The sequence below is a fragment of the Methylocystis sp. S23 genome (assembly GCF_054106005.1).
The window spans coordinates 559946-575998 of the sequence record NZ_CM134185.1 but is presented as its reverse complement, the minus strand read 5'-3'; the positions used below and the strand labels follow the sequence as shown (position 1 = coordinate 575998).

The window sequence follows — 16053 nt, the reverse complement described above, 5'->3', positions numbered from 1 at the left end:
CTGGGGTGAGGGGCGAGGCCGCGTCTTGCGTCGTCCCTACTGGCGTCGGCGTTGGTCATTGTTTCTCCGGTCGTCAAAACATCTCCGGCGCCAGTGACATCATCGTGTCCGCGCCGGTCGTGATGCGCGCGAGGCGCAGGCCCGTTTCGGGCAGCATGCGCTCCATATAAAAGCGCGAGGTCGCGAGCTTGGCGTCCATCAGCGCCGCCGTCTCGGGTTCGCGCGCCTTCTTCTCCATCGCGGCGGCGACGATCCGCACCCACATCAAGGCGAGCGCGACGCGTCCCAGCAGGTGCAGATAGTCATGGGACGCCGCGCCGGCGTTGTCGGGTTTCGCCATGGCGTTCTGCATCAGCCACATCGAGGCCTTCTGCAAGTCGTTCAGCGCCGATTGCGCCGGAACGACATAGGGCTTCATCGCCTCGACGGCGCCGTGGGCGCCGAGCAGTTCCGCTCCATCCTTGAAGAAAGCCATGATGGCGCGCCCGCCCTCGCGCGGCAGCTTGCGGCCGACGAGGTCGAGCGCCTGAATGCCGTTGGCGCCTTCATAGATCATGGCGATTCGCGCGTCGCGCACGAACTGCTCCATGCCCCATTCGCGAATATAGCCGTGGCCGCCGAAGACCTGCTGCGCCTTCACCGCATTCTCGAAGCCGACATCGGTGAGCATGCCCTTGAGCACGGGCGTCATCAGGCCGAGACGGTCTTCCGCGGCCTGGCGCGCGGCGGCGTCCTCCGAGCGATGCGCGACGTCGCTGTCGAGCGCGGCGGAAAGCGCGAGGCCGCGCGCCGCCTCGTTGAAGGCCTTGATCTCGAGCAGCATGCGGCGGATGTCCGGATGCACGATGATCGGATCGGCCTTCTTGTCGGGATATTTCGCGCCGGTCAGCGCGCGGCCCTGCAGGCGCTCCTTGGCGTAGGCCAGCGCGTTCTGATAGGCGACCTCCGACTGCGAAAGGCCCTGGACGGCGACGCCGAGCCGCGCCTCGTTCATCATCACGAACATGGCGTTGAGCCCGCGATTCTCCTCGCCGATAAGGAAGCCCTGCGCGCCGTCATAGTTCATCACGCAGGTCGCATTGCCGTGAATGCCCATCTTCTCTTCGATGGAGCCGCAGGAGACGCCATTGCGCGGCCCCGGCGCGCCGTCGGCGTTCGGCAGGAATTTCGGCACGATGAAGAGCGAGATGCCCTTCACGCCGGCCGGCGCGCCCTCGATGCGCGCGAGCACGAGATGGACGATGTTCTCGGTCAGGTCGTGTTCGCCGGCGGAGATGAAGATCTTCTGGCCCGTGATGGAATAGGTCCCGTCGTCGCGCGGCGCCGCCTTCGTTGTCAGGAGCCCCAGATCCGTGCCGCATTGCGGCTCGGTGAGGTTCATCGTGCCGGTCCAGCGCCCTTCCGCCATCTTCGGAACGTAAAGCTGCTTTTGCGCCTCGGAGCCATGCGTCAGCAGCGCCGCGAGGGCGCCCTGCGTGAGGCCTGGATACATGGCGAAAGCCATGTTCGCCGAGGAGGCGAATTCGTTCATGGCCATGGAGAGCGTGTAGGGCAATCCCTGGCCGCCATATTCCTCCGGCACGGCGAGGCTGATCCAGCCGCCGCCGGCATAGGCCTGATAGGCGGATTTGAAGCCCGGCGGCGCGGCGACCGAGCCGTCGGCGTTGCGCTTGCAGCCATTGGCGTCGCCAGACTGGTTCAAGGGCGCGAGCGCCTCCTCGCAGACCTTTCCCGCCTCGGCGAGAATCTGGCTCATCACGTCCGGCGAGACGTCGCCGAAACCCTTCAGATTGCCGAACCGCTGGAACTGCAGCACGTCGTTGAGGAGGAACAGCGTGTCGTCAACAGGCGCTCTGTAGCTCGGCATCGAGGTCTCCATCAGGTCGTCCCGGCCCGCCGCTCGCGGCTCCGGGCGACGCCTTCGCGTCTTAGGTAGAGAGGGGCGCGAGTCCGCGCAATAGGGCGTGAACGCGGCTCAAAACGGCTTGAAGGGCCGTCGTGATCAATGTTCTTCTGAAGCGGCGGCGATTCGTGTAGCAGACGGATTTTCAGCAAACGTGAACGAAAGGGCCGGCCGAAAGGCAAAACTTAACCGCTTGTTTACCTTGATTGACGGAAAGTCGCGATCAACGGCGCCAGGGCGTCGGGCGTATGGGCGCGATTCGCGCGGTCTTGAGTTGGTTCCCCCAGTTTTTCTCGAGCTATCCGCAAGCCGGATCCGCCGGACACAGACATGACCAAGGCTTTTTCCCGCAAATCCCGGGGTCACGACGACGACATGCGCGAATCCCGCTCGGGGGCGCGCAAGTCGGAAAAAAGCCTCGGCGACTGGCTAGACGACGCCATTCGCGACGATGATCGCGACGAGGAAGAGTTCGACCATGACGACGGCGACCGCCTCGAAGAGGCGGCGCGCCGGCTCGCGCGTCCGAGCGGGGCGAATGAGGAGCGCCGCCGCGCGCGCGAAGACTATCGCCAGCCGCGCCGCTGGCGCGACGAGGCCGCCGACGATCTGCGCGCCGCCCCGCGCCGCGCGCGCGACGACGGTCCCGAAGACGAGGACGATCGTCGCGATCACGCCCCGCGGGGCAGGCGCGAATTCGAACGGCGCGACATCCCATCCCGCTACGAACGCGGCCGCGAGCGCCGCGAGCCGGAATATGCGCGCGGCCATGCGCGGGAGGAGCCGCGCCTCGATCCGAAGGCGATCGTCGCCGACGCCGCCGCCATCGTCGAGCGCCGGGTTGCGGCGAGCGAGCGCCAAACCGCCCGCGCCTTCGAAAATCTCGCCGATCTGATCAAGCGCGGCCAGCGACGGGGCGAGGGCGACGCCGTCAAGCGCGCTGTCGCGGCCTTCGCCCAGCGCACTGAGGAAAGCGAGCGCCAGACGGCGCGCGCGCTCGACAATCTCGCGGGACTGCTCGAAGACGGCCAGCGCAGCCGCGAGACGGCGGAAGAGGGGCTCGCTTACCTCGCCGAGCGTCTCGGGCGCATCGAGTCGCGTCTCGCCGAGCAGCCGGCGGCCGGCGGCGCCGTGAAGCCCATCCGCTCCGCGCTGGCGCGTCTCGAATCGCGCCTGGATCGTCTGTCGACCGGCGAGCGCGCCAGCGAGTTTGAGCAGATGCTGTCGAGCCTCGACAAGCGTCTCGCCGACATTTCCCGCCGCCTCGACCAGGACGCGCGCGCCGCGCAGACCGCGCCCGCGGCGCAGGCCTCCGCTTCGCCGGCGCCGAGCCTCGATCTCGCCGGCGCAAGTCCCGCCGCTCTGGATCAGGGCCTGCGCCGCGCGGAGCCGCTGACGCGCCGTCCGCTCGTCGACGCCATCGCCGAGATCACCCAGCGCCAGCGCGCGCTCGACCAGACCGTCGCGCCGCCGGCTCCGGCGCCCGTCCCCGCCGAGTCGGATTTATGGGAAGGCGAGCCGCCGGCCAAGCGCTTCGCCTCGCTCCATGCTTCGCTGGACGCGTTGACGCAGCAGTTCGAGATCGTGCGTCAGGACGCCGGCGAGCGCGCCGACCAGCAGATGGTCGTCATGCGCCAGATCGAGGGCCTGCGCCGCGAGGTCGAGGAGATGTCGCGCGCGGTCGGCGACCTCGCGCCGCGCGCCTCGGTGGCGGCGGTGGAGACGGCGCTGCGCGATCTCGCTCATCGCATCGACATGCAGCGCCATCGCGGCGTCGCCGATGATCTTCTCGCCCCGGCGGAACGCATCGCCGGCGAGCTGCGCGCGGTGATCAAGGAGCTCGACCCGAGCCCGATCGTGCGCAATCTCCACGCCGACGTGCAGACGATCGGCCGCCGTCTCGACGCCATCCAGCAGCCGAACGCCGCCGATGCGGCGGCGATTCGCCAGCTCTCCGCGCAGACGCGCGAGATCAAGGAGCAGCTCTCCGCCATCGCCGCGCGCCCGCTGCCGGTCGAAAAGATCGAGACGCGCCTCTTCGATCTCACCCAGCGCGTGGACGCGCTCGCGCATGCCGGCGTCGGCGCCGCCAGGGCCGCCGTCGCGCTCGACATGGGCGAGCTGGTGCGCTCGATCCGCTCGATCGTGTCCGCCGAGACCAGCGCCGGCTTCGATACGTTCAATCGCCGCCTGGAGCAGCTCGCGGCCAGGCTCGACGAAGCCGCGCTCAACGCCGGAGGCAAGCGCTTCGACGAGCTCGGCCAGCGGATCGACGAGCTCGGCCGCACGCTTTCCCGCCGCATCGAGGACAGCGTCGCGCAGAAGCCGGTCGACGTCGCCTCGCTCGAGCAGCTCATCGCCAGTCTCGCGGTGAAGATCGACTCGGCGCTCGACGACCGGCCGCATAATCCAGGCTTCGAGGAAATCGGCCGCAAGATCGAGCGTCTGGAAACCCGCATCGGCGAGCCGGTCGCCGCCGAGTCCATCGCGCGCATCGAGGCCATGCTGCAGCGGCCGGGCGCCGACCGCCAATTCGCCGAGCTCGCCCAGCGCATCGACTTCGTGCGCGAGACGCTCGCGCAGCGGCTCGACCAGGGCGCCGGGGCCGCGCCGGCCGCCGATATGCGTTACATTGAGGAAACGGTGCGAGGGCTCGACCAGAAGATCGAAGCCGCCATCGCCGCCAATTCCAGGACGCCCGACCTCGACTCGATCCAGAGCCAGCTCGAAGCGCTCTTCTACAAGGTCGACCGTCTGGAGGACGTCGGCGCCAACAGCCGCTTCGGCGCCGCGCTTTCCGACCCGCAGAGCAATGCGCAGCTCGCGGAGATCGCGACGCGCCTCGAGCGGATGCAGGCGGCCTTGTCGCAGCGCGCCGAGGAAGGCTACCGCGTCGAATCGCGGCAGAACGATCTCGCCGCCCTTGTCGAGCAGCTTGCGGGGCGCATGAACCAGGCGCTCGATCCGCGCGCGGATTCCGAGGCGCTCAGGGCGCTCGAGGCGCAGATCGGCGCGCTCTCGCAGCGGCTCGACCGCAACGACCAGAACGGGGCGGCGCTTGCAGGCGTCGAGACGCGGATCGGCGCGCTGGTCGCGCAGATGGAGGAGACCAAGGCCGCGACGACGCTCGCCGCCGAGGAAGCCGTGCGCCGCGCGACGCAGGACATTCTCCGTCAGGCCAACCCGGTTCCGGGCGCGCTGCGCGAGGCGCTGGAGCGCGAACTGACGGACATCCGCAAGATCCAGGACGAGAGCGGCCAGCGCACGCATGAGACGCTGCTCGCCGTGCACGAGACGCTGGAGCGCGTCGTCGACCGTCTGGCCGTCTTCGAGGACGAGCTGACGGAAATTCGTAGCGCGCCCCCGGCGCGGTTCGATGAGGACGCCGAACTCGCTCCCGCCCGCCGTCGCGAGGAGGCGCCGGCGCCTCTGATCCCGCGCGCGCCCGAGCCGGCCGTCGAGCCGCGCCGCGCGCCGCGCGTCGGGGCGGAGGGCGACGATCTGATCAATCTCCTGGTCCCGCCGGGGGCGCCGCGCCCGCTGCGCCGCGAGCCCGATTTCTCGCCCGCGGTAACCGAGGCGCCGCGCGCGGACTCGATCCAGACCGATTTCATCGCCGCCGCGCGCCGCGCCGCCCAGCAGGCCGCCGCCGACGCGGAGGCCGCCGAGAAGGCGCAGCAGGCCCGTCGCGCCGGACGGCCCGGGCCCGTCGCCGGCGCGAGCAAGGCCGCCGGTCTCGCCGCCACGCTCGAAGAGCGCAAGCGTCCGTTGCTTCTGGGCCTCGCCGGCGTCGTGCTGCTCGCCGGCGCTTTCGGCATGACGCGCCTTGCGCTGCAGGGCCGGGACGTCGAGCGCCAGGACCATCAAGCGATGGAAGCGGCGCCGGCCGACACGGAGGCGGAGGACGCCGCCCCGGCTCCCACGGCGGAGGCGCCGAAGGACGCGGCGCCCGCGCGCGCCGCCGCGCCGGCTCCCGCCGCTGCGACGCCGGGTCAGCCGGCTCCCCCGGTCTCGTCCGCGCCCGCCGCGCCGGCGCGCGTCGTCCGGCCGCCGGCCCTCGTCCCCGAGACGCCGCGGACCGCGCCGACCAACCCCTACGGCGCCTCGCCGCCGCGCATGATCGCGCCCCGCAGCGAGAGCGCGCCGCTCGACTCGACCCCGATCGGCTCCATTGGCGGCCTCAATCCGCTATCCGCGCCGGACGCGATCGGCGTCATCCGGTCGCTCGCCCAGCAAGGCGATCCGTCGGCGCAATATGAGCTCGCCGTTCGCTACGCCGACGGCCGCGGCGTCGCTCGCGACGCCAAGGCGGCGGCGCAGTGGTTCGAGAAGGCGGCGGCGCAGGGGCTCGCGCCCGCGCAATATCGCCTGGGCTCGCTCTACGAGAAGGGCGTCGGCGTCGAGCGCGACTACGCGCGCGCCAAGAAAAATTACCAATCCGCGGCGGACGCCGGAAACGCTCGCGCCATGCACAATCTCGCCGTGCTGCTCGCCGAAGGCGGCGACGGCGGCAAGCCGGATTATGCGGCGGCCTCCGAATGGTTCCGCAAGGCGGCGGAGCTCGGCGTGCGCGACAGCCAGTTTAATCTGGCGATTCTCCATGCGCGCGGGCTCGGCGTCAGCCAGAGCCTGACCCAGTCCTATCTCTGGTTCGCCGCCGCCGCCGACCAGGGCGACGCGGACGCCGCCAAGAAGCGCGACGAGGTCGCGGCGCGGCTCGACGCCAAGGATCTGTCGACGGCGAAGGCGCTCGCCGCGAGCTTCAAGGCCAAGGAGCCGCGGCGGGAGGCGAACGACGTTCTGCCGCCCAAAGGCGGCTGGGAGAGCTTGAAAGACCCGGCGGCGGGCGTCGCCAAGCCGTCGGCCGGCCCTGGCGGCAAGCCGATGCCGAAAGCGAAACTCTCGGCGATTTGAACGCGATGAGCGGCGGAAGCGTCAAGTTTTCGCCGCTCATTTACGTTTCATCGACTCTCTGACGGTTAACGTCGCGACGCGACGAGGCTTTTCGAGAGAAGCCCCATCGCCCTTCAGGAGAGTTGAGATGAGAAAGACCCTCGCCACGATCCTCGCCGCTTCGGCGATCGGGGCATTGACGCTCTCGGCCGCGCCCGCGCATGCCGATTCGGCCGGTCCGGCCATCGCCGCCGGCATTGGCGGTTTCGCGCTCGGCGCCATTGCCGGGGGCGCGCTGGCCCATCCCGCCCCGCCGCCGGTCGTCTATTACGACGCGCCGCCGCCGCCGCGCTGCTGGACCGAGCCCCGCCCGGTTTTCGACGAATATGGCGAGGTGATCGGCTCGCGTCCGCGCCGCGTCTGCGAGCGCTGACCGCGCCGCGACCGGGCAGGAGCGGCGGGGTTGGCGCGCGCCGCTTCGCCGCAAACGGTCCGGGCGTTTTGGTATGAGCATGGCACGTCGGTTGCTCGAACTCCGCCGATCGAATTCCAAACGGCGAAGAGTGACCACATGACCAGCATTGCCGACACCGCCTTCAAGACGCTCGAAGAACAGGGCCGCCTCCTCAATGCGGTGCTCAAAGGCCCCACGGAAAAGCCCGGCCGCTTTGGTTTTCGCGGCGAACTGGCCCTTCTTTTCCAGGAGCAGCTCGCCGACGAGAAGCGCCCGCCGGAGCGTTCGGTCGATCAGGTGATCGCGGTCGCCAATGTCGGAGAACCGACAATTCCGTTCTTCGCGTGTTACCTTCACTCCTTCGAGTGGCTGACCGATCTCGCCAACGTGACGAAGGGCCTGTTCTCGCCCGAGGGCAAGTATTTCATTTTCTGCAACAATATCGACCTCCTGTCGAAATATGAGGTCGAGATCGACGGCATCACCTACAATGTTCTGCCGATCGACGAGGCCACGGTCTATAACGAGCTGCTCGAGCTGCTTTATCTCGACAAGGGCGATCTGAAGAAGCTCTCCACCGCCGGCAAGACGGACGCCGTCGCCGACGCGGCGCTGGGCTTCAACCAGAAATTCGACGTGATCAGCTACGCGCAGGGGGTGGAGCGCATGGGCCCGGTGCGCAACAGAAACGCGAACCGGCCGGTCTGACGATTTCCCATCGCCCGAGAACCTGGACGCCGGCGACAGTTCGCCGGCGTCCGGACAGGATTTACGCGTGCGCGTGGCCGCGCTGGCCTTCCGCGGCCATGCCGCCGCGCGCCTGGCCGTCATGGCTCTGCGTCTCGTGCTGAAGCTCGGCCCGCGCCTCCTCGATAAGATCGCCCGTGGCCTCCCGCACCGTCGCATAGGTCTCGTCATAGATCGTCATGCCGGTCTTGATGACCCCTTTCACGACCGGCCGAAGAATTCGTCCCATGGCGGGGAGCAGCGTCGGCGCGAGAATGAGAGCGCCGACCCCGAGCACGATCGGGCCGGCTCCTTCCAGCTTCACCATATCGTCGAGCAACGCCATTTTCTTCCTCCGTAAGCAAGTCCGCTTGCGGAAAGTCGGCCGCCGGACAGGCGTTTCAAGGCGTATGTGACAGATTTATATCGGTTGGCCGCGCGTCCCGGATGGAGACCCGCGCCTTGGCCAATTCGTTGGCGAAAAGCGGCGCGACGGCGCCTGCGAGAGCGGCGGCGACGTCGAGGCCGCCCAGGGGAGCGACGCAGAGAAGCCGTCTCAGCGGCGGAAAGCCCAAGGCCAGAGCCTGCAGACCCAGCGAGCCGAGGACCACGCCGGAGAGAACGGGATTCTTCGGAAGGTCCGCGCTCAATATCCCGTGCTTTTCCGAGCGCGCGCCGAGCGCATGGAGAATTTGCGCGGAGACGATGCTCGCAAAGCAGATCGTGCGCGCGCGCGGCGACGGTCCGTATCGCGACACGCCGTAGAGATAGGCGCCAAGCGCGCCCGCCGTGATGAACGCCGCTTCGCGGCCGAGCCTTCGCGCCGATCGGCCATCGACAATCTCTTCATGCGCCGGGGCCGGCGGCGCGTTCATGACGTCACGGTGCGGAGGCTCCAGCCCGAGCGCGAGCGCCGGTCCGATATCCGTGACGAGATTGATCCATAGAAGTTGCGCCGGCGTCAGCGGCTGTCCGAGATTGGCGGCCGGCGCGAGCAGCATCAGAAGGATCTCGCTCATATTGGTCGCCAGCAGATAATGGATGGCGCGGCGAATATTGGCGTGGGTCGCGCGTCCCTGGCCGATCGCAGGCGCGAGGGATTCGAGGCGATCGTCCTGCAGGACGATGTCGGCGACGTCGCGCGCGGCCTCGCTGCCGCTGAAGCCCATCGCGATCCCGATATCCGCGGCCTTGAGCGCCGGGCTGTCATTGACGCCGTCGCCGGTCATCGCGACGACATGGCCCGCGCGCTGCAGGGCCTCGACGATTTCAAGCTTCTGCGCCGGCGTGACGCGCGCAAAGACATGCGGAACCGGCGTGCGCTCGCCCAGGCCTTCGAAACTCGAATCGGCTTCCGTCACGCGCAAGGCGCCGTTGCCGAGATCGAGCATGCGGGCGATCGCCTCGGCCGTCATGCGTTGGTCGCCCGTGATCATGACGGGGCTGACGCCGGCGCGGCGCAGGGCGCGGAGGAGCTCGGCGGCGCCGGGGCGCAACGGGTCCGACAGGCCGACAAGCCCCACGAAGACGAGGCCGTCGGAAGGGGCGTTCTCCCCGGTGAATTCACGATAGGCGGCGCCCAGCACGCGCTGGCCGTCGCTCGCCAGACGGATGTTCTCCTCCTCCAGATGGCGGCGCAGATCGGGGGAGAGCGCGATTCTCTCGCCGCGCATCAGAACATGGCTGCAAAGCCGCAGGACCTCTTCCGGACTCCCCTTCACGGCGGCGAGCGTCGCTCCGCGCGGCGCGGCGTGGAGCGTCGTCATGAACAAGCGGCGTTCGGAGCGGTAGGAGACGCGCTTGAGCGGATGGTCGCCGCGCAGCCGCCGGACGTCGATCCCGATCTCCCTGGCGAAATCGAGGAGCGCCGTCTCCGTTGACGAGGCCGTTAACGATTCGCGATCGTCGGCGTCGCCGCAAGGAGCCTCGTTGCACAGCGCGACGATCTCGCCGAGCTTGCGCAGGGCCGGCGTCGTCTCCGCGAAGCGGCCCGCCGCGTCGCGGCGATAGGCGGCTCCGTCGCAGCTCGCTTCCGACGCGGACATTCGATTGAAGGTCAAGGTGCCGGTCTTGTCGAGGCAGACAATGCTGACGGAAGCCAGCGTTTCGACGGCGTCGAGCCGCCGGATCAGAGCGTGACGGCGCCGCATCTCGCGCACGCCGAGCGCGAGCGTCGTCGTCGCGAGCGTCGGCAAGCCTTCGGGTATGGCGGCGACGGCGAGCGCCACGGCGTTCTTCGCGGTCGCGAACAAGCCGTAGCCCCGCAAAAGCCCGACAAGGAAGACCGCCGCGCAGGCGCCGCCGGCGAGAAAGGTGAGTTGCCGGCCGAGCAGCGCGAGCTGTCTTTGCAAAGGCGTGTCGGGCGCGCTCGCCCCGGCGAGAAAAATCTGCAGCCGGCCGATCTCCGTCGCCGCGCCGGTGGCGACGACGGCCGCGCGCCCGCTGCCGCCGGTGACGATGGTTCCGCGATAGGCGATATTGGTCCGGTCGGCCAATCCGGCATGGCGCCGTTCCAGCGGGATGGAGGATTTTCGCACGGGGGCGCTCTCGCCGGTGAGCGTCGCCTCGTTGATCGTCAGACCTTCGGCGGCGACGATGCGCGAGTCGGCGGCGATAATGACGCCGGGGCGCAGTTCGAGAATGTCGCCGGGAACCACGCGCTCGACCGGTATCGTCTCGCGCTTGCCTCCGCGGATCGCCGGAACCCCTTCGCTCGACGGGTGGGCGAGGGCGCGCACCGCGCGTTCGGTCTGCGCTTCGGTGGCGTAGCCGATCCCCGCATTGAGCGCGACCACGGACAGGACCACGACCGCGTCCGCCGCCGCGCCCGTGAAAATGGAGAGCGCGGCCGCGCCGACGAGCAGGGCGACGGGCAGGCTCTGAAACTGCTCCAGAAGCAGCTCCATTTTGTCCCGGCCGGGAATCGCGGGCAGCACATTCTCGCCATAGCGCCGCAGCCGGCGCTGAAAAGCCTTGGCCGATAGGCCCTGTAAGGAGCTGCGCAGCCGTTTCAGCGCCTCGTCGACGCCCAGCAAATGCCACGGCGCCGCGCGCGGCTGCGCGCTTGTCTCCAATTGGCCGGACCAGTATCGAAGAAGAACGTCCTCGATCGCGCCGACGATCGCCGCCGCCGCGACGCCAGGATCAAATCGCACGAGCAGCGTGCCGGTCGCGACGCTGGCGTCGGCCGCGCTGATCATATGCGCGCCGCGAAGCGCCCCTTCGAGCGCCCGCTTCATCCGCGGCGCGCCCTTCAGACCCGAGATCCGCAGTCTGAGCCGACCCGGAACGGCGGCGTGCACGATGCTCGCCCGGCCTTCGGCGAGCGGTCCTTCGAGCGTCATAGGCTGTTCCCGTCAGCGCGACTCCCGATCCGGACGGGGGGTCCAGAGCCGCAATCCTTCGCTCGCGTACCAGAGCAGCGTGACCGCCGGCGCGAGCGTCCTTCCGCGCGCGAACTGCAGAAGGCTCGTCGCGACGAGCGCGAAGACGATGTAGCCGCGCGCGTCGCCGCCGAAAAAGCGCGTGAAGCGCGCATTGGCGCTTTCAACCTGCCGGCGTAGCTGCGGCAGGCTCAGTTCCGGCTCCTGTGGCCGATCGACAATGTCGAAAGGCGCCTTGTCGCCCAGCGCGCGGACGGCGTTCAGCGCGTCGGCGGCCGTGATCAGCACGCTTCCCGTCGCGGGGTTCGATTCGATCTCCGCGCCCATCGCCTCGCGGAGCTGGGTCGAGACGGCGGAAAAATATCCCTTGTCATGGCGCCTCGCCGGAATCTTCAGCCGCACGCGCGACGGCGTCAGATGGACGATATGCGCCTCGGGCCTGTCAGCCATGGGCCTTCCTCTCGGCCTCGGCCTTCGCGCCGAAAGGCACCACATGCTCCTGCGCGCTCTGTTCTTGCGCGTCGGCGTCGCGGCCAGGCGGCGGGCCGCTTCTTTCCGTTTCGAGCTCGGACTGCACCTCGGCGACGACGTCGCTCATCGTCTCCGTCATTTCGCCCACGGCGCCGCGAAGCCGGTCATACATCAACAGGCCGGCGCGGACGGCGCTCTTCGCGACCGAGCGCTTTTGACCATTTTCCCGGTTCATAAGCGTCGCCGCGGCCCCGCCGGCGGCGCCGGCGGCCAAAGCGAGCAAAAGACTGCGACCGATGCGCGCCATGGCGAAAGCCTCCCTTTCTCTGTGGCGAGAGTGGCGCGCGCGGCAAAAAGCGGAAACCCCTTTCGCGGACGCGCGCGCTAAACTTTGGAATCGATCCCGTTTTCCGCGATCGGGCGCTTGCGGGCCAGTCGCGGCGTCACTTAGTGATAGAGTTGCGTAAGTCGCCTTCAAGCGCGGCGGCGCGGGCGATTCCGGCCGGGCGGTCAGGCGCCGGCGCGCATGGCGGCTCATGAAAAATTCTGCGCGTTGCGTTACGCTGAGCGGCATGAGAACGAATCATCTGGCCCTGGCTTCGGCCGCGCTTCTGCTCCTCGCGCATCCCGCGCGCGCGGATTGGTCCTCCTGCCTGGGCGGCCTGCGCCATGCGGCGGCGGGCGCCGGCGTCAGCCAGCAGACCGTCGCCTCGGCGACGGACGGCATGGAGCCGAACGACGCCGTGAGCTTCATGGACAAGCAGCCGGAATTCACGACGCCGGTCTGGGACTATGTCGCCGGCCTCGTCGACGAGGAGCGCGTCGAGGAAGGGCGCGCGATGCTGCACAAATATGCGAGCGCGCTGCACGCCGCCCAGTCGCATTACGGCGTCGATCCGGCGACGGTCGTCGCGGTCTGGGGAGTCGAAAGCGATTTCGGCAAGAGCTTCGGCAAGCGCTATGTCGTGCAGTCGCTGGCGACGCTCGCCTGCGAGGCCCCGCGCCGCAACGACTATTGGCGCAAGGAGTTCGTCTCGGCGCTGAAGATTCTGGACAGCGGCGACATCCGCCAGGACGAATTCATGGGCTCCTGGGCCGGCGCCTTCGGCCATACGCAATTCATGCCTTCGACCTTTCTCGGAACGGCCGTCGACCTCGACGGCGACGGACGCCGCAACATTGCGAGCTCGGCGGCCGATTCGCTCGGTTCGACGGCGAATTATCTGAGAAAGAGCGGCTGGCGCCCTGGCGAGCATTGGGGCTTCGAGGTGCGGCTGCCCGAGGGCTATGGCGGCCCCTCCGGCCGCACGCGCAAGCAGCCCATGTCCCACTGGGAGTCGCTTGGGATCACGCGGCTCGACGGCGGCGGGCTCGGGGGCGGCTCAGCCGGCCTGCTGCTGCCTGCCGGGCGCAACGGTCCGGCCTTCCTCGTCACCAGGAATTTCGACGCCGTCTACGCCTATAACGCCGCCGAGTCCTACGCGCTCGCCATCTGCGTGCTCTCGGACCGGCTGCGGGGGCGGCCCGGCATCCAGACGCCCTGGCCGACGGACGATCCCGGCCTCTCGCGCGCCGAGCGCCGCGAGCTCCAGTCGCTGCTGGCCCGCAACGGCTATGAGGTCGGCGATCCCGACGGCGTCATCGGGACCAAGACCAAGGAAGCCATTGCGGATTATCAGGGCCGCGTCGGCTTGGCGCGCAACGGCCGCGCCAGCCTCAAGGTGCTGAACGCCCTGCGGGGGCGGTGAGGCTTTCCGGCCGAGGCGACGCCGCGATCGTTTCGGGCGCCTCGGCTTTCGCCGCGTCGGCTGGCGCATTGCCCGCCATCTCCTCGGCGATCCAGGCGTTGCCCAGCTCCCAGACGACGGCGAGCACGACCGGTCCGACGAACAGGCCCGCCACGCCATGCGCCAGCACGCCGCCGATGACGCCGATGAAGATCACCGGGATCGGCGTCGAGAGGCCATGGGCGAAGATGAAGGGCTTCAGCACATTGTCCATGTAATTGACGGTCAGCATGCAGATGGTGAGACCGATGGCGGCGGGCGTGGAGAGGGTCGTCCAGGCCCAGAAGACCACTGGCGCGACGATGAGCAGCGGGCCGATCTGCACGATGCCCAGGACGAGAATGGCGATCGTCAGCAGGCTCGCGCCGGGGACCTCTGCGAGAGACATGCCGACGCCGCCGATCACCGCCTGCATGATGGAAAGGCCCATGACGCCGCGCGAGACGGCGTTGATCGTGGCGCCGGCGATGTTGAGATAATTCTCGCCATTGGTCGGATCGATCCGGCGGGCCAGCGCCCGCATGCCGACGAGAAGCTGCGACGCATAGGCGAGCAGGAAGCCGGACAGGATGACCGACAGCAGAAATTTCAGCGTGCCGACGCCCGCGTTGCGCGCCATGCCGAGCAGATATTCGCCGACCGGCTTGAGCTGCGGGAGAATCTGCGTCAGCGCGCTGCTCAGATTGGTCGAGGCGAGCTCCCAATAGGAGTAAAGCTGCGCGCCGATCAGCGGCCAGTCCTTCACCGAGACCGGCGGAGGCGGGATGGCGATATCGCCATTGTCGAAGCCGGCGATGACGCCCTTGACGGGATCGATGAAGCCCAGGCCCATCCACGTCACCGGACCGATGACGAGGGCGAGCGCCACGACGGTGATGAGGCCCGCCGCAATGGTCTCGCGGCCGCCCAGCAGACCGGCGAGCCGGTCAAGAAGCGGATAGAGCGCGACGGCGAGCACCACGCTCCAGACGATCATCGCCCCGAAGGGCGCGATGATGACGAAGGTCCAATAGGCGAGAAAGCCGATCACGAAGAGCCGGATCGACATTTCGATGAAGAGGGCGTTGAAGCGGCGCTCGCCGCCGCTGAAGGAGGTCAACTCGTCGGCCACGCGAAGATCCCATGTTGCGCTGCGCTGCAGCAAGAGTGGACGCGCCTCGCTTGCAAGGCAAGGCCAGTTGTTGGCGCGCTCTAAATTAGGCCGCGACCGGGAGGAATCGCCGTCGCCGAAAATGAGAAAGGCGCGCGCTCGCCCGTCCCCCCGAGCTCGAGCTCCTGTCGGTCGGGACAATTTGAGTCAAATCAAGCCTTCCCGAGCAAACATGACGTTACGGTCGCATGTTAACGACTTGCGCGTGCCTGCCGTCCATTCGAACCCACGACAATCTCGCTTTCGTCGAAACGAGCGCCGCGCTTCGCGGGCGCCGGGTTGGGAGCTATAGTAAATGAAGGAAATCGACGAAGCCGAGACCGGCCCCGAGCCGGAGAGCGACGACGTCAAGCTGGAGCAGGCCCTTGTGGAGGCGCATTATCTCGGCCTGTCGCTGCGGGCGCTGGCCGCGAACCGCAACTTCCGATACGCGGCGATCACCGCCTCCGTCTGCGAGTTGCTGATCGGCTGGGCGCGTTTCGTCGGCGAGCGCCTCGAGGCCGGGGAGCAACCCTTCGCCAAAGGCTCCGCCCCGCGTCGGCCGCCGCGCAGGAAATAGGCGCTTCGACAAGCTTTCCGTTTTTCAGATAGGATAGCGGCGGCATCTTCAAACGAATCGGACGCCATGACCATCAGACTGCATCAGGGCGATCTCCCCTCGGAGGCCGCCCTATCGAATATCGTCGCCATCGACACGGAAACGCTCGGGCTGAATCCGCATCGCGACCGGCTGTGCCTCGTGCAGCTCTCCTTCGGCGATGGCGACGCCGAATTGGTGCAGATCGCCAAGGGGCAGACCCGCGCGCCGCTTCTGGAGAAGCTGCTCGCCGATCCGAACGTATTGAAGCTATTTCATTTCGGTCGGTTCGACCTGGCGATTCTGGCCAAGACCTTCGGCTTTGTCCCGGCGCCGGTCTATTGCACGAAGATCGCCTCCAAGCTCGCCCGCACCTATACGGACCGTCACGGGCTGAAGGATCTGGCGCGGGAGCTGGCGGGCGTCGAAATCTCCAAGCAGCAGCAATCGTCCGACTGGGGCGCCGCGACGCTCACCGACGCCCAGCAGGCCTACGCCGCCTCCGACGTGCTCTATCTGCATCAGCTCAAGGAGAAGCTCGACGCCATGCTGGCTCGGGAAGGCCGCGCCGCGCTCGCCCAGGCCTGCTTCGATTTCCTGCCCGCGCGCGCTGAGCTCGATCTCGCCGGCTGGCCGGAGATCGACATTTTCTCTCACGAGTAAGGTGAGACGGCCCCGAATTCGCCACGCCGCGGCCCGATAACGGCGC

General features: G+C 68.4%; 12 protein-coding genes. 6 read left to right on the top strand and 6 right to left on the bottom strand.

Annotation, left to right across the window (positions count from 1 at the left end; translation table 11 throughout):
• Positions 1-73: 73 nt before the first annotated feature.
• Entirely contained in the window at positions 74-1867 is a 1794-nt protein-coding gene (locus tag ACV7JP_RS03010; protein ID WP_457797780.1) for an acyl-CoA dehydrogenase C-terminal domain-containing protein, read from the bottom strand.
• A gap of 366 nt (positions 1868-2233) precedes the next feature.
• Between ACV7JP_RS03010 and ACV7JP_RS03005 the strand changes: the two genes are divergently transcribed.
• From ACV7JP_RS03005 to ACV7JP_RS02995, 3 genes are all read left to right on the top strand, one after another.
• On the top strand, positions 2234-6817 hold the full coding sequence (locus ACV7JP_RS03005) for a peptidoglycan-binding protein (protein WP_457797779.1): 4584 nt from the start codon (positions 2234-2236) through the stop codon (positions 6815-6817).
• A gap of 127 nt (positions 6818-6944) precedes the next feature.
• On the top strand, positions 6945-7229 hold the full coding sequence (locus ACV7JP_RS03000) for a hypothetical protein (RefSeq protein WP_457797778.1): 285 nt from the start codon (positions 6945-6947) through the stop codon (positions 7227-7229).
• A gap of 138 nt (positions 7230-7367) precedes the next feature.
• Positions 7368-7958: a hypothetical protein gene (locus ACV7JP_RS02995; RefSeq protein ID WP_457797777.1), complete on the top strand. Its 591-nt coding sequence runs from the start codon at positions 7368-7370 to the stop codon at positions 7956-7958.
• A gap of 61 nt (positions 7959-8019) precedes the next feature.
• Here ACV7JP_RS02995 and ACV7JP_RS02990 read toward each other — a convergent pair whose 3' ends face one another.
• The 4 genes from ACV7JP_RS02990 to ACV7JP_RS02975 are packed head-to-tail and all read right to left on the bottom strand — an operon-like array spanning position 8020 to position 12137.
• Positions 8020-8322 (bottom strand): DUF5132 domain-containing protein, encoded by a 303-nt coding sequence (locus ACV7JP_RS02990; RefSeq protein ID WP_457797776.1) that lies wholly within the window; start codon positions 8320-8322, stop codon positions 8020-8022.
• A gap of 55 nt (positions 8323-8377) precedes the next feature.
• Complete coding sequence (locus ACV7JP_RS02985) at positions 8378-11320, bottom strand: HAD-IC family P-type ATPase (protein WP_457797775.1); 2943 nt, start codon at positions 11318-11320, stop codon at positions 8378-8380.
• 12 nt (positions 11321-11332) lie between these two features.
• Complete coding sequence (locus ACV7JP_RS02980; protein WP_457797774.1) at positions 11333-11809, bottom strand: hypothetical protein; 477 nt, start codon at positions 11807-11809, stop codon at positions 11333-11335.
• Positions 11802-12137 (bottom strand): DUF5132 domain-containing protein, encoded by a 336-nt coding sequence (locus ACV7JP_RS02975; protein WP_457797773.1) that lies wholly within the window; start codon positions 12135-12137, stop codon positions 11802-11804. Before ACV7JP_RS02975 ends, ACV7JP_RS02980 begins: the two co-directional genes overlap by 8 nt.
• 265 nt (positions 12138-12402) lie before the next feature.
• Between ACV7JP_RS02975 and ACV7JP_RS02970 the strand changes: the two genes are divergently transcribed.
• Entirely contained in the window at positions 12403-13578 is a 1176-nt protein-coding gene (locus tag ACV7JP_RS02970; RefSeq protein WP_457797772.1) for a lytic murein transglycosylase, read from the top strand.
• Here ACV7JP_RS02970 and ACV7JP_RS02965 read toward each other — a convergent pair.
• Complete coding sequence (locus tag ACV7JP_RS02965) at positions 13547-14728, bottom strand: AI-2E family transporter (RefSeq protein WP_457797771.1); 1182 nt, start codon at positions 14726-14728, stop codon at positions 13547-13549. The two genes, ACV7JP_RS02970 and ACV7JP_RS02965, sit on opposite strands and share 32 nt — an antisense overlap.
• A 334-nt stretch (positions 14729-15062) precedes the next feature.
• Between ACV7JP_RS02965 and ACV7JP_RS02960 the strand changes: the two genes are divergently transcribed.
• Together ACV7JP_RS02960 and ACV7JP_RS02955 are read left to right on the top strand one after the other, a co-directional pair.
• Positions 15063-15326 (top strand): hypothetical protein, encoded by a 264-nt coding sequence (locus ACV7JP_RS02960; protein ID WP_457797770.1) that lies wholly within the window; start codon positions 15063-15065, stop codon positions 15324-15326.
• 66 nt (positions 15327-15392) lie between these two features.
• On the top strand, positions 15393-16007 hold the full coding sequence (locus ACV7JP_RS02955; protein WP_457797769.1) for a ribonuclease D: 615 nt from the start codon (positions 15393-15395) through the stop codon (positions 16005-16007).
• The last annotated feature ends 46 nt before the right edge of the window (positions 16008-16053 follow it).

Excerpts from the sequence above, each read along its gene's own strand:
- ACV7JP_RS03005 (WP_457797779.1), top strand. The coding sequence starts at position 2,234 with ATGACCAAGGCTTTTTCCCGCAAATCCCGGGGTCACGACGACGACATG.
- ACV7JP_RS03010 (WP_457797780.1), bottom strand. The coding sequence starts at position 1,867 with ATGCCGAGCTACAGAGCGCCTGTTGACGACACGCTGTTCCTCCTCAAC.
- ACV7JP_RS02975 (WP_457797773.1), bottom strand. The coding sequence starts at position 12,137 with ATGGCGCGCATCGGTCGCAGTCTTTTGCTCGCTTTGGCCGCCGGCGCC.
- ACV7JP_RS02990 (WP_457797776.1), bottom strand. The coding sequence starts at position 8,322 with ATGGCGTTGCTCGACGATATGGTGAAGCTGGAAGGAGCCGGCCCGATC.
- ACV7JP_RS02970 (WP_457797772.1), top strand. The coding sequence starts at position 12,403 with ATGAGAACGAATCATCTGGCCCTGGCTTCGGCCGCGCTTCTGCTCCTC.
- ACV7JP_RS02980 (WP_457797774.1), bottom strand. The coding sequence starts at position 11,809 with ATGGCTGACAGGCCCGAGGCGCATATCGTCCATCTGACGCCGTCGCGC.
- ACV7JP_RS02995 (WP_457797777.1), top strand. The coding sequence starts at position 7,368 with ATGACCAGCATTGCCGACACCGCCTTCAAGACGCTCGAAGAACAGGGC.
- ACV7JP_RS02960 (WP_457797770.1), top strand. The coding sequence starts at position 15,063 with ATGAAGGAAATCGACGAAGCCGAGACCGGCCCCGAGCCGGAGAGCGAC.
- ACV7JP_RS02985 (WP_457797775.1), bottom strand. The coding sequence starts at position 11,320 with ATGACGCTCGAAGGACCGCTCGCCGAAGGCCGGGCGAGCATCGTGCAC.
- ACV7JP_RS03000 (WP_457797778.1), top strand. The coding sequence starts at position 6,945 with ATGAGAAAGACCCTCGCCACGATCCTCGCCGCTTCGGCGATCGGGGCA.
- ACV7JP_RS02955 (WP_457797769.1), top strand. The coding sequence starts at position 15,393 with ATGACCATCAGACTGCATCAGGGCGATCTCCCCTCGGAGGCCGCCCTA.